The sequence below is a fragment of the Pseudomonas rosaeacicularis genome (assembly GCF_057128745.1).
Map to the genome: position 1 here is coordinate 190,083 of NZ_JBSKHT010000005.1, position 12,916 is coordinate 202,998.

Genomic DNA, 12,916 nt, shown 5'->3' on the forward strand with positions numbered 1-12,916 from the left:
CGGACAGCACGCCATGAACCTGCATCAGTTCGCCGAAACGCACGAGGTCACCAACCAGCCGCCGCCGCTCGATGGCACGAACCTTTTTCGCATCGACCTGCCGCTACAAGAGTGGTCGCAGCGCTATGGCGCCGGTTGGGCACAATCGCGAATCGATGCCTACGGCGCACTGGCTGGCGGGCCGCTCATGGAAGCTGGTTTTCTGGCCAACAAAAACAAGCCGGTGTTCGCCAGCCATGATCGCTATGGGCAACGCATCGACCTGGTGGAATTTCATCCGGCCTATCACCAGTTAATGCGCACGGCCGTCGAACACGGCGTCCCGTCGCTGCCCTGGACCGATCCCCGTGAAGGCGCGCACGTCGCCCGCGCCGCCATGAGTTACCTGCACACTCAGGCCGAGGCGGGCAGTGGCTGCCCGTTGACCATGACCTTCGCCAGCGTTCCCGCACTCAAAATCCAGCCGGACCTGGCCGAGATCTGGCTGCCGAAAATCCTCGCCACCGAGTACGACCCCCGCAACGTCGGCATCGCCCACAAAGCCGGCGCGACCATTGGCATGGCCATGACTGAAAAACAGGGCGGCACCGACGTGCGCGCCAACACCACCCGCGCTTACCCGGTCGGGCAGCCGGGGCCGGGGCAGGCCTACGAGCTGGTCGGCCACAAATGGTTTTGCTCGGCACCGATGTGCGATGCGTTCCTGACCTTGGCGCAGACTGACAAGGGCTTAAGCTGTTTCCTGTTGCCGCGCCACCGCCCGGACGACACCCGCAACGAGTTCTACATACAGCGCTTGAAGGACAAACTGGGCAACTGGTCCAACGCGTCCAGTGAAGTTGAGTTCCGGGGCGCGCTGGCCTGGATGATTGGTGAAGAAGGGCGCGGTGTGCCGACGATCATCGAGATGGTCGCGATGACCCGCTTCGATTGCATGACCGGTTCCAGCGCCTTGATGCGTCAGGCGTTGACTCAGGCCGCGCACCATTGCGCGCATCGCACCGTGGGTGGGCGGGTCCTCAGCGAACAGCCGCTGATGCAAAACGTGCTGGCCGATCTGGCACTGGAAAGCGAAGCGGCGCTGGCGCTGACCTTGCGCATGGGGCGTGCGCTTGAACGTCTGGATGATCCCCACGAAGCGCACTTCGCCCGGCTGGTCACGGCGGTGGGCAAGTATTGGATCTGCAAACGCGCGCCCGCCATGATCAACGAGGCGGCCGAATGCATGGGCGGCGCCGGTTACGTGGAGGACACCATCTTGCCGCGTCTGTACCGCGAAGCGCCGGTCAACTCGACCTGGGAAGGCTCGGGCAACGTGCAGTGTCTGGACGTGTTGCGCGCGCTGTCCAAAGAGCCCGGCGTGCTGGATGCGTTGTTTCAGGAGTTAGGCGATGGTCATGGCGATAGGCGACTGGCTGCGCATATCGAGGGGCTGAAAATCGCGTTCAAAGACACCCGCGACATCCAGTACCGCGCTCGGCAATTGACCGAAGACATCGCCGTGGGCTTGCAGGCCAAACTGCTTTTGGAAGCGGGCAATTCAGCAGTGAGTGACGGATTTATCGCCGGGCGCCTGGAGCAGCATGGCCGGGTATATGGCGCGCTGCCGCGTGGGGTGGATGTTAAGGCGCTCGTCGCTCGGTCCTCGCCGCAGATCGGATGATGATCTGGCTTGCTGCCGATTGACGTCCCGTGGGAGCGGACCTGTCCGCGAAGAGGTCAGTACTGCTGATGGATATGTGTTGTCCACGACGCCGCCTTCGCGGACAGGTCCGCTCCCACAAAATTTTGTGCCCGACCCGCCACTTGAGCTGAACACACCGCGTTCGCAGGATTTGCTGCCGGTGCCCGGCAGATCGTCGGCAAGCCGGACTCCTACGGCCTGCGGCCAGAATCAAAGGCGCAGATCAGCGAGCAGCCGTTAACGGCATGCATGAAATACCTACGGCCTGCGGCCAGAATCAAAGGCGCGGACCGCGACAATCCGCAAGCTTGTAGTGCCTTCGCAATGGGATGCAGGCAAGATACAAGCCTGCAAGATCAGAAGGATATGCATCGTGACCGAAGCTTTTATTGTCGTAGAAACTGCCGAGCAAGCTGTGGATCGGCTTGCCGAGTTGCATGCCAATGCGACCAATGCCTTGAGCCAGGCACTCAAGCGTTATCTCAAGGACCGCGTCGAGCCCACCGCCGCCGAGCGGTTGCAGTTCCGCTATCCGGAATTGCGCCTGACCTATCAGACACAGGGCGAAGTCCCGCTGACCACCCGGGCCTACGCCAAGGTCCAGTTGCCAGGCACTTACACCGTCACCGTGACCCACCCGGCGGCATTCCGTAAATACCTGCTCGAACAGCTCGTTCCACTGATGAATGACTTCACCGTCACCATTGAGGTCGGCGTCAGCGAGCAAAACATCCCTTACCCGTATGTAGTCGAGCAGGGCGATGAGCTGGCCGGCACTGGCGTCACGGCCGCAACGCTGGCCCGCGTGTTCCCTAGCACCGATTTGTCTGCTGCCACCGACGGCATCGCCGACGGCCTGTACGATTGGGCCAACACCGATCCGTTGCCGCTGGCGTTGTTCGACGCCGCACGGGTGGATTTCTCTCTGCGCCGCTTGGTGCATTACACCGGCAGCGACTGGCGTCACGTTCAGCCCTGGATTCTGCTGACCAACTACCACCGTTACGTCGACCAGTTCATCGTTCATGGTCTGGAAAAACTGCGCGACGACCCGCGTTTCGTGCGCATGGTGCTGCCGGGCAATGTGGTCGTCGACAAGAGCATGGACCACGGTGAAGCGCAGGCTATCGTCGCTGGGGTGGTCTGGCATCGTTACCAAATGCCGGCTTATCACCTGATCGCCGAAGACGGTCATGGCGTGACGCTGGTCAACATCGGCGTGGGCCCGTCCAACGCTAAAAACATCACCGACCACCTGGCCGTGCTGCGTCCGCATTGCTGGCTGATGATCGGCCACTGCGGCGGCTTGCGTCAGTCGCAGACCATCGGCGATTACGTGCTGGCCCACGCCTACATGCGCCGCGATGGCATTCTCGACCGCGTGCTGCCACCCAACATCCCGATCCCGGCGCTGGCAGAAGTGCAGTTAGCGTTGCAGGAGTCGGCGGCGCAGATCACCGGCGAGCGTGGCGAAGACCTGAAAAAACGTCTGCGCACCGGCACCGTCCTCACCTACGACGACCGTAACTGGGAACTGCGCTGGGCTCAGGAACGCCCGCTGATCAACCTGTCCCGCGCCGTTGCGGTGGACATGGAAAGCGGCACCATCGCCGCTCAGGGTTATCGTTTGCGCGTGCCGTACGGGACGCTGCTTTGTGTGTCGGACAAACCGCTGCACAGTGAAATCAAGCTGCCGGGTTCGGCCAACGCCTTCTATGAGCGTGCGGTCACTCAGCACCTGAAGATCGGTATCGCTGCGCTGGACCTGTTGCGCACTCAGCTCAACTCGCTGCACTCGCGCAAACTGCGCAGCTTTGACGAACCACCGTTCCGTTGATTCGTTAGGCATTTGCGCAAAGGGCCACTAAAGTGGCCCTTTCTGTTTCCGTGTTTCGAGTTCGTATGTCCCGCATCCAACGCCCCGTTTCTCGTCGCCCCGCGCCCAACAGTTCGGGTGGTCCTCGTCGTGTCGCCAAAGCACCCCCCGCCGAGCCTAGGTTGATTTTGTTCAACAAGCCGTTCGATGTGCTGACGCAGTTCAGTGATGGAGAGGGCCGCCCGACGCTCAAGGACTTCATCGAAATCCCTGGCATCTATCCGGCAGGACGGCTTGATCGCGACAGCGAAGGCCTGTTGCTGCTGACCAACGACGGCCAGCTTCAGGCGCGGATCGCTGACCCCAAGCACAAACTGGCGAAGACCTATTGGGTGCAGGTCGAAGGCGAGCCTACTGCTGAGCAGCTCCAATTGCTGCGCGACGGCGTCCAACTAAATGACGGCCCGACCTTGCCCGCGCAGGCTCGGCAACTGGACGAGCCAGACCTGTGGCCGCGCGATCCGCCGGTGCGTTTTCGCAAGAGCGTGCCCACTGGCTGGCTGGAACTGGTGATCAAGGAAGGGCGAAACCGTCAGGTGCGGCGGATGACCGCGGCGGTGGGTTTGCCGACATTGCGGCTGGTGCGGGTGCGGATTGGCGACTGGAGTATTGAAGGGCTGGATCAAGGGCAGTGGCGGGAAGTGCCAGCGAAGCTTTAGCACCGAACGCCACACTCTGTAGGAGCGAATTTATTCGCGAAGCGTCGTTACTGCCTTCAAAATTTTGTCAGCAACCAAGCCCTCGCGAATAAAATCGCTCCTACAGACGCCTTCATTCAGCGACCTTGCTCTAGATAAGCAATCACCACTTCTTTGATCACAAACGCCAGCACGCCCAGCCCCAGCACGCTGAACAATATGATCGTGCCGAAGCGTCCGGCTTTGGACTTCTTAGCCAGGTCCCAAACGATAAAGGCCATGAAACCGACCAGAATGGTCACCAGAATCGTCATCATCCATTCTTCGAAAACGGCCGGATCCATCGAAATCGCTCCTGTTGTTGTCAGTCGACCTTGGCCGCCTGGCCGCGCAGATGAACCAGCGGCAATTCAGTGCTGGCCAACACCTGATTGAGCACAAAGCTTGAACGTACGCTGGTCACGCCATCGATGCGCGTCAGGTGACCGAGGAGGAATTTCTGATAGTGGTCCATGTCCGGTACCACTACTTTGAGTTGGTAATCGGCATCCACTCCAGTCACCAGACTGCACTCCAGCACCTGCGGCAGCGTGCGAATCTGCTGTTCGAAATGCTCGAAGCGGTCTGGTGTATGTCGGTCCATGCCGATCAATACGTAAGCCGTCAGGCTTAGGCCGAGCTTCTTGCGGTCTAGCAGCGCGACCTGACCGACAATATAGCCGTCATCTTCCAGCTGTTTGACCCGTCGTGAACAAGGCGAAGGCGACAGGCCGATGCGCTCTGCCAGTTCCTGATTGGAGATACGAGCATCGCGTTGCAGCTCAGCCAAAATACTCAGGTCATACCTATCAAGCTTGCTCACGAATTGTCCCTTTATGAGTTGGATTGCGTCGGATTATTAATCTGAAGTAAAAAATTGCGCAAGTGACGTTTTTGTCAGCAATCTTCGCAATCCTCTGCCCTGCACAGAAGCCTATTCTTTTTAACAGAATCACTGCCCGGACATAGCGTCCAGCGCGGCTCTCCGAATCAGGTTAGCTGCGGCCGCCAACCCAACAGGGTTGGGCAGGCCCCCGGGCTACGCACTGTCCAGAAGACGATGCGAGGTGAGCCGACGTCAAAAGCGTTGAGCCAGGACGACATTCCCAAAAGGGGGCCAAGCGGCCCTCTTTTTTTGTGCGCGATTGCCCGGTTAATGCGATTAGCCTGATGGTGTTTGCAGCGTTGGGGGCTATCCTTCGGGTCTCCTCCCAAGGGTGACCTCCATTATGACTGCCATCCCTCAGCGTGCGGCGGGTAGCACCGGACTCTCAGCGTCTGCTGCAAAACCCAGAAATGTGATGATCGATTGCGCAAAAGGAGTGGGTATCCTGCTGATAGTGCTCATGCACAACGGGCCGTTCAGCAAGGCTCTTCCCGCCGTTTCCGATGGGCTGTTTGCTTTTGTGGTCTCCTTCTTCTTTTTCCTTTCCGGGGTAACGTTTTCACTGGGTGACGGGAATCTGAGACGTATCGCCTGGGAAAAGGCCGATGCGTTGCTGAAGCCCTGTCTGGTGGTCATCCTGTTGATCGGTGTCGCCAAGATAGCCGTGGGTAAGGCATCGCTTGAGACGCTCGCGTTGAGCATGACCTATCTCGCCGGGTTTACCATTCCTTGGCCGCCTCTATGGTTCATACCGCATTTATGGCTGGTGTGTGTCTTCTCGGCAATCGTTATAAAAAATAGCAGGGGGCTGTTGCAGTCCAGGCTGGCGCTGCTGGTGTTATTTATCGTCTTTAGTGTGTTGGGCTTCTACCTGATCAATGCCTTTACAAGCTTCAAGACCAACCCAGCCTGCATGAAGCAGACGCTATTCAATTCCGGACTTCTCGATTGCGGACTGCCGTTTAGCGCTGACCTGCTGTTCATTTCAAGTTCGTTCTTTTTAGTGGGCTATTTTCTGTCAGCGCAGATCAAGGCGATGAGGGTGAATCACTTGTACGCAGCCGTTTCCGTGCTGGTGCTTGTCGGCCTATGCATCGTGTATCCGCCCAAGCTGGATATGAACATCCGTCTATATCCGTATGTCTTCGTAGGGCCTTTGAAAGCGATCGCCGGGATCGTCGCCTTACTCTATGTAGCGCTCTATATTTCTAAGGTGGCAGCCATGAGCAGGGTGTTTAGTTACTGCGGTAAAGCCAGCCTGTTCATCCTGATCTTCCACTCCCCTCTGGTTTTCACGTTGGGGCCATTGCTGTCTAGATTTACTCGTTCAGATCTCCTTGTGGGTTTGGCTATTTTCATATTGCCAACGTTAATTTCGTTGGCCCTCTATCACCTGTGCAGCCGTTACAGATTTTCCAGACTGCTTATGCTGCCTGTCAAAACAGCCAGAACCAGGCTTCCTCAAGATTCTCCGGCGACCGAAAGCTGAAAGATTTAAGCACCTTGGCGAAGTCGATCCGGGCGGATTCACTGGTAGAGTGCCGCGAACGGCGTACCGTGAACGCAGTCCTATCAATAAGTATCCGTGCCGTAGTGAGGAAAGCATGAAAACGCGCATCTGGCTTTTGGCAGGTGTCAGCCTGTTGTCGTTGAGCATCAGCGCGCAGGGTCTGGCTGACGATAACAATCCGCGTGAGTCCAACCGTGGCAACCCTAACGGCGGGCAGCAACAACAGAATCAACAGCAACACCAGCAGCAGCAGCAGATTCAACAACAGCAGCGTCAGCAGCAACAGGGTCAAGAGCAGCAACGTCAGCAGCAGCGCGAACAACTGCAGCAGAATCAGATGCAGCAGCGATCCAACCAGCAGCGCGATCAGCAAGAGCGTCAGCAACAGCAGCGCCAGCAACAAGAGCAGCAGCAAGACCGCCAGCAACAGCAGCGCCGCGAGCAACAACAGCAACAACAGCAGCAATCCCAAGAGCGACAGATGCAGAACCGGCAGGTGCAGGAGCGTCAAAACAACCTGGCGATCCAGCCGCGGCCCAATGAAACGCGGCAAACTCAGCCGCCGCGCCAGGGTTTTTACGAAGACATCCCCCGTGGCAACCAGAATCAATCCTGGCGCGGCGGCAATGATCGTCGTCCGGACAATGGTCACGGCAATGGCTGGGGCTCAGGCCCGCGTTACCGTCCCGGTTACCAGATAGATCACGTGCCCGGCGGCTATTCGCGAGTGCCGTATCGCGGTCAGGATTACTTCTATTCCGGCGGCTATTGGTATCGCCCGCAAGGCCCGCGCTACATTGTGGTCGAGCCACCGCGCGGCGTTCGTGTGCGACAGTTGCCGGACTACGCGCAGCAAGTGTGGTTGGGCAGCGCGCTGTTCTTCCTGGCCGCTGGCACTTACTACACCTACGAACAGAACACTCAGGAATACGTCGTGGCCCAGCCGCCAGCGAATGTCGAGCCCGTCTATTCGCCAACCCAGGCTCCACCGCTGCAACAGCCACCGTTGCAACAGCAACAGCAACAGGGCGATCCGTACGACATAGCGGCTTATCCGGCTAACGGGCAAGGTCCGGAGCAGGTCCAGCAGGACCGATACGATTGCTACAACTACGCGGTGTCGCAGAGCAACTTCAATCCGTCCACCGCCACCTACGCGCCGGCGCCAGAGGTACTAGGCGTGTATCAGCAAGCGATGGCGGGTTGTCTGGTCGGTCGCGGATACACCGTCAACTGATGGTCAGACAGCGACTTGATTGACGACTTCCTGAGGGTCGGCGTGTACCAGCACTTCGGCCCTCGGGAACTCGCCATTAATCGCATGCTCCACGGCGTCACACAGCGTGTGCGCCGCCGTCAACGTCAACGACCCCGGCAGCTCCAGATGCAATTGCACGAACCAGTGATTGCCGGAGATCCGAGTGCGCAAATCATGAGCACCCAGTACGCCGGGCACGTTTTGCGCCAATTCCAGCATGCGCGCGCTGACATCCAGCGGCAGCTCGGCATCCATCAGAACCGAGACCGTTTCCCGTGCAATTGAGACAGCGCTCCACAATATGTAAACCGCAATCGCCAGCCCGAACCAGGCGTCCAGTTGCGCATATCCGAAGTACGCCAATCCCAGAGCTACCAAAATACTGGCGTTCAGCAGCAGGTCGGAACGGTAATGCAGGGAGTCGGCGCGAATAGCGGCAGACCCGGTTTCCTTCACCACCTTGTGTTGCAACATCAACAGCGCAACAGTGAGCGCAATCGACAAGACCATGACCGCGATGCCCAGCCCCGGCGCGCCAACTGGCTCTGGATGCAAAATGCGCTCGATGGCCTGAAAGCCAATCAAAAATGCACTGACCGCAATGAACAGCGCCTGGGCTATACCCGACAGCGCTTCGGCTTTGCCGTGGCCGTAACGGTGGTCCTCGTCAGCGGGGCGCAGCGCGTAATGCACCGCCAGCAGATTGAGGAAAGACGCCGCGCCGTCCAGCAGCGAGTCGGTCAACCCGGCCAGCAAACTGACCGAACCGCTAAGCCACCAGGCGATGGCTTTGGCGACGATCAATGTGCTGGCAACGACCAGCGACGCCCGGGTCGCCAAGCGCAACAATCGGACGTGTTCGGTGCTGGTGATCATGGCGTTTCCTTCAAATCGGGACCGTGTTGCAAGTCAGTATCGGCATCAGGCGGACGGGATCACGCCCATGCTCGCCAGTTGTTCGGCGCTGCCCTTGTGTTGGATCAGGCGCGGGTCATCCAGTGGCAGGTTGCGGCCCAGCTCGGTCTGAATGATGGCCTGAAGTTTGGCGTTGTCGATGCTGCCATCGGTGCGCACGGCGGGCTGTAGTTTCTGAGGGTCGATTTGTGCGTGCTTGCTGTCGGGCAGGTAAATCGCGCCTGTGGCGAAGTCGACCGCAAACGCGATCACGCCGGGGATGATGTAGAACAGCAGCCCGACGGCGTCGAGCAGGGCAATCGGTGGGTCGATCTTGCCGTTGCCTTGAATCTGCCCGCGACGTTCGGGGTAGAAAATGCTGCCGCAGGCGGTGAGTTGAGTGAGCAGGGTGGCGACGAGAACGCCGCCGATCAAACGGGAAGGAATGCGCATGAATGTCTCCTCAGAGGAAGCCGCAACTATACAAGGCAAATGCCTAATCGCTAAGACTATCCGAGCGCGAAGACGGTTCGTAGCGTCAACCAACAAAGCCGCGACCGGCACCGTATAATCGGCGGCCTGTTCTGGAGCCTCCATGATTTCTCTGCCGATCGATGCTGTCCTGCCCGCACTGCGCGAAGCCCTCGCGCAGCGCCACGAAGCTGTGCTAGAAGCGCCACCCGGCGCAGGTAAAACCACGCGAGTGCCGCTGGCGCTGCTCGATGAGCCGTGGCTGGCGGGGCAAACGATTTTGATGCTCGAACCGCGACGTCTGGCTGCGCGTGCGGCGGCGGAACGGTTGGCCTCCGAGCTGGGGGAGAAGGTCGGCGAAACCGTGGGTTATCGCATTCGGCTGGACAGCAAAGTCGGGCCCAACACCCGCATCGAAGTGGTGACTGAAGGCATTCTCACCCGGCGTTTGCAGGACGACCCGGCGCTGGAGGGCGTGGGGCTGGTGATTTTTGACGAGTTTCACGAGCGCAGTCTGGACGCTGATTTGGCGCTGGCGTTGAGCCTCAACGGCCGCGCACTGTTTCGCGATGAGCAGCCGCTGAAGATATTGCTGATGTCGGCGACGCTGGAAGGCGAGCGGCTCTCGGCGCTGCTGGACGATGCGCCAGTGGTTCGCAGCGATGGACGCATGTTCCCGGTGACGATGCATTGGGGGCGGCCTTTTCAGCCTGGCGAGTTCATTGAGCCGCGTGTGGTGCAGACCGTGCTCGACGCGCTGGGCAGTCAAACCGGCAGCGTATTGGTGTTTCTGCCGGGGCAGGCGGAGATCCGTCGGGTCAATCAGCAACTGGCCGATGCATTGGGCGAGCGCAGTGACATTCTGCTCTGCCCGTTGCATGGCGAGCTGGACCTCAATGCCCAGCGCGCGGCCATCGAGCCTGCGCCCAAGGGCACGCGCAAAGTGGTAATGGCGACCAACATCGCCGAAACCAGCATCACCATCGACGGCGTGCGCGTGGTGGTCGATGCCGGGCTGGCGCGGGTGCCGCGTTTCGATCCCGGCAGCGGCATGACGCGGCTCGACACTCAACGCATCTCTCGCGCCAGTGCCACTCAGCGCGCTGGCCGGGCAGGGCGACTGGAGCCGGGCGTGTGTTATCGGTTGTGGTCTGAAAGTCAGCACGAGCAGTTGGCGGCGTACGGTGCGGCGGAAGTCTTGCAGGCAGATCTGGCCGGGCTGGGTTTGCAGTTGGCGCGCTGGGGCGTTGAGCCGTCGCAGCTTGTTTGGCTCGACGTGCCGCCTGCTGCGGCGTATGCCCAGGCGCAGGATTTGCTCGGACGGCTCGGCGCCTTGGCGCGCAAGCCCGGTGAAGACTGGAAGCTCACCCCTCACGGTCAGGCCATGGCCGAAGTCCCCGCTCATCCGCGTATCGCCCATTTGCTGCTGCGCGGGCATGCCCTGGGTCTGGGTACGCTGGCGTGCGATGTCGCGGCGTTACTGGGCGAGCGCGATATTTTGCGCGGCGCCGGTGCTGATCTTTACAGCCGCTTGGTCCTGCTGGCCGGGACCGAACGTGCAGCCCGCGGCGCTCAAGGCGGTGTGCAGCGGGCCAAGCAACTGGCGCGGCAATACCGAGGGTATTTGCGTGGCGCAGTGACGGAGCCGGTTGCTGATCCGGATCATCCTCGTTGGCTGGGCGCGTTGTTGGCGCTCGCCTATCCGGATCGCGTCGCCCTGCAACGACGCGCGGGTGGCGCCGAATATCGTCTGGCCAATGGTCGGGCTGCGTTGTTCGCCGAGGCGGATGCATTGATGAAGCAGCCGTGGCTGGTGGTGGCGGATCTTGGCAGTCGTCAGGGCCAGCGGGAGGAGCGTATATATCTTGCGGCTGAGCTTGATCCAGCTTTGTTTGATTCGGTACTAAGGGAGCAGGTGACGCAGGTCGATCATCTGGAGTGGAACGAGCGCGACGGCGTGTTCGTCGCCGAACGGCAGCGCAAGGCGGGGGAATTGATCATCACCCGCGAGCCGTTGACCGGGCTGGACGATTCGGCGCGCGGGCATGCGTTGCTGGCGCTGGTGCGGCGCAAGGGACTGGAGCTGTTGCCGTGGACGCCGGAATTGCGTCAGTGGCAGGCGCGTGTTGGATTGCTTCGGCAGCTGGATTTGGGGAAGCAAGACAGCAGCGAATGGCCCGATGTCAGTAATGAGGCGTTGCTGGGTGGTCTGGAAGATTGGCTGTTGTCGTACCTGGGCAAGGTGTCGCGGCTGAGCCATTTTGGCAATCTCGATCTGTCGTCGATTCTGCATAACCTGTTGCCATGGCCGCTGCCGCAACGGCTGGACGAGCTGGCGCCGCATCATTTGAGCGTGCCGTCCGGCTCGTCGATCCGCCTGGACTACAGTGAACATCCACCGATTCTGGCGGTGCGTTTGCAGGAACTGTTCGGCCTGGCTGACACACCGCGTATCGCCAACGGCCGGCAGATCGTCAAGCTCCACCTGTTGTCCCCGGCGCGCCGCCCGGTGCAGGTAACCCAGGATCTGGCCAACTTCTGGCGCAGCACCTACGCCGAAGTGAAGAAGGATTTGAAAGGGCGGTATCCCAAGCACTACTGGCCCGATGACCCCCTGGTGGCCGAGCCGACCGCGCGGATCAAGCCGAGAAAGCCAGCAAACTGACGGCTGCTTCTGCGCGGGACGCGTGTGCGTGCTGCGGTTCCGCTTCTGCGCGCTGCAAGCCCGCTTTTGCGCGGAGCACGTGTATGCGCCCCGTCTCGCTTCTGCGCGTAGCGCGTAGGCACAATCGGAGGTCACGACGGGCGCGGTGGGCTGCGCAGCGGCCCTAAAACCAGACACCTCGGTTCATCAGACAAACCGCGTGCGCAGGTTTTACTGCCGGTGCCCGGCAGATCGCGAGCAAGCTGCGCTCCTACGCCTTCGGCAGAAGCGGATCGGAGCTGTTGGGAAAAGGCGATGATCAACGCGGCTCATGCTTCTGCCCGGAGGGCGTAGGAGTCTGGCTTGCCAACGATGGGGCGCGCAGCGGCCCTAAAACCAGACACCTCGGTTTATCAGACAAACCGCATGCACCGGTTTCACTGCCGGTGCCCGGCAGATCGCAAGCAAGCTGCGCTCCTACGCCTTCGGCAGAAGCGGATGAGAGCTGTTGTGAAAAGGCGATGATCAACGCAGCTCATGCTTCTGCCCGGAGGGCATAGGAGTCTGGCTTGCCAACGATGGGGCGCGCAGCGGCCCTAAAACCAGACGCCTCGGTTCATCAGACAAACCGCGTGCAAAGGTTTTACTGCTGGTGCCCGGCAGATCGCGAGCAAGCTGCGCTCCTACGCCTTCGGCAGAAGCGGACCTGAGCTGTTGTGAAAAGGCGATGATCAACGCGGCTCATGCTTCTGCCCGGAAGGCGTAGGAGCCCGGCTTGCCAACGATGGGGCGCGCAGCGGCCCTAAAACCAGACACCTCGGTTCATCAGACAAACCGCGTGCACCGGTTTCACTGCCGGTGCCCGGCAGATCGCGAGCAAGCTGCGCTCCTACGCCTTCGGCAGAAGCGGACCGGAGCTGTCGGGAAAAGGCGATGATCAACGCGGCTCATGCTTCTGCCCGGAGGGCGTAGGAGTCTGGCTTGCCAACGATGGGGCGCGCAGCGGCCCTAAAACC

General features: G+C 60.4%; 10 protein-coding genes and 1 pseudogene. 6 read left to right on the top strand and 5 right to left on the bottom strand.

Going from position 1 to position 12,916, the window contains the following annotated elements:
* Positions 1–13: 13 nt before the first annotated feature.
* The 3 genes from ACWKWM_RS08885 (at position 14) to ACWKWM_RS08895 (ending at position 4,219) form a co-directional block, all read left to right on the top strand.
* A complete protein-coding gene (locus ACWKWM_RS08885; RefSeq protein ID WP_483845776.1) occupies positions 14–1,663 on the top strand; it encodes an acyl-CoA dehydrogenase family protein in 1,650 nt (549 codons plus the stop codon).
* A 394-nt stretch (positions 1,664–2,057) separates the two neighbouring features.
* Positions 2,058–3,521 carry an AMP nucleosidase gene (gene amn, locus ACWKWM_RS08890; RefSeq protein ID WP_483845777.1) on the top strand — a complete coding sequence of 488 codons (1,464 nt, stop codon included), beginning with the start codon at positions 2,058–2,060 and terminating at the stop codon, positions 3,519–3,521.
* A gap of 65 nt (positions 3,522–3,586) precedes the next feature.
* The gene (locus ACWKWM_RS08895) at positions 3,587–4,219 is read left to right on the top strand and encodes a pseudouridine synthase (RefSeq protein WP_483845778.1); all 633 of its coding nucleotides are present in this window, start codon (positions 3,587–3,589) and stop codon (positions 4,217–4,219) included.
* A 116-nt stretch (positions 4,220–4,335) separates the two neighbouring features.
* On the opposite strand, the gene ACWKWM_RS08900 is transcribed toward ACWKWM_RS08895, so the two are convergent.
* Together ACWKWM_RS08900 and ACWKWM_RS08905 are read right to left on the bottom strand one after the other, a co-directional pair.
* On the bottom strand, positions 4,336–4,542 hold the full coding sequence (locus ACWKWM_RS08900) for a DUF2788 domain-containing protein (RefSeq protein WP_483845779.1): 207 nt from the start codon (positions 4,540–4,542) through the stop codon (positions 4,336–4,338).
* A 20-nt stretch (positions 4,543–4,562) separates the two neighbouring features.
* On the bottom strand, positions 4,563–5,060 hold the full coding sequence (locus ACWKWM_RS08905) for an Lrp/AsnC family transcriptional regulator (protein WP_483836355.1): 498 nt from the start codon (positions 5,058–5,060) through the stop codon (positions 4,563–4,565).
* A 406-nt stretch (positions 5,061–5,466) separates the two neighbouring features.
* Here ACWKWM_RS08905 and ACWKWM_RS08910 point away from each other — a divergent pair, with 406 nt between their 5' ends.
* Positions 5,467–6,612: an acyltransferase family protein gene (locus tag ACWKWM_RS08910; protein WP_483845780.1), complete on the top strand. Its 1,146-nt coding sequence runs from the start codon at positions 5,467–5,469 to the stop codon at positions 6,610–6,612.
* Between the two features lie 73 nt (positions 6,613–6,685).
* Here the strand turns inward: ACWKWM_RS08910 and ACWKWM_RS08915 are convergent.
* Positions 6,686–7,186, bottom strand: a pseudogene (locus ACWKWM_RS08915) (hypothetical protein); the annotation flags it as partial.
* Here ACWKWM_RS08915 and ACWKWM_RS08920 point away from each other — a divergent pair.
* Entirely contained in the window at positions 7,115–7,870 is a 756-nt protein-coding gene (locus ACWKWM_RS08920; protein WP_483845781.1) for a DUF6515 family protein, read from the top strand. The pseudogene ACWKWM_RS08915 and the gene ACWKWM_RS08920 overlap by 72 nt on opposite strands.
* A 3-nt stretch (positions 7,871–7,873) precedes the next feature.
* Here ACWKWM_RS08920 and ACWKWM_RS08925 read toward each other — a convergent pair whose 3' ends face one another.
* Positions 7,874–8,767, bottom strand: a complete 894-nt coding sequence (locus tag ACWKWM_RS08925) for a cation diffusion facilitator family transporter (protein ID WP_483845782.1) — start codon at positions 8,765–8,767, stop codon at positions 7,874–7,876.
* Between the two features lie 45 nt (positions 8,768–8,812).
* On the bottom strand, positions 8,813–9,238 hold the full coding sequence (locus ACWKWM_RS08930; RefSeq protein WP_483845783.1) for a polyribonucleotide nucleotidyltransferase: 426 nt from the start codon (positions 9,236–9,238) through the stop codon (positions 8,813–8,815).
* Positions 9,239–9,380: 142 nt separating this feature from the next.
* Here ACWKWM_RS08930 and hrpB point away from each other — a divergent pair, with 142 nt between their 5' ends.
* Entirely contained in the window at positions 9,381–11,921 is a 2,541-nt protein-coding gene (gene hrpB / locus ACWKWM_RS08935; protein ID WP_483845784.1) for an ATP-dependent helicase HrpB, read from the top strand.
* The last annotated feature ends 995 nt before the right edge of the window (positions 11,922–12,916 follow it).

Coding starts and splice junctions, on each gene's coding strand:
- ACWKWM_RS08920 (WP_483845781.1), top strand. CDS start 7,115: ATGCAGAACCGGCAGGTGCAGGAGCGTCAAAACAACCTGGCGATCCAG.
- ACWKWM_RS08900 (WP_483845779.1), bottom strand. CDS start 4,542: ATGGATCCGGCCGTTTTCGAAGAATGGATGATGACGATTCTGGTGACC.
- ACWKWM_RS08895 (WP_483845778.1), top strand. CDS start 3,587: ATGTCCCGCATCCAACGCCCCGTTTCTCGTCGCCCCGCGCCCAACAGT.
- ACWKWM_RS08885 (WP_483845776.1), top strand. CDS start 14: ATGAACCTGCATCAGTTCGCCGAAACGCACGAGGTCACCAACCAGCCG.
- ACWKWM_RS08925 (WP_483845782.1), bottom strand. CDS start 8,767: ATGATCACCAGCACCGAACACGTCCGATTGTTGCGCTTGGCGACCCGG.
- ACWKWM_RS08930 (WP_483845783.1), bottom strand. CDS start 9,238: ATGCGCATTCCTTCCCGTTTGATCGGCGGCGTTCTCGTCGCCACCCTG.
- hrpB (WP_483845784.1), top strand. CDS start 9,381: ATGATTTCTCTGCCGATCGATGCTGTCCTGCCCGCACTGCGCGAAGCC.
- ACWKWM_RS08910 (WP_483845780.1), top strand. CDS start 5,467: ATGACTGCCATCCCTCAGCGTGCGGCGGGTAGCACCGGACTCTCAGCG.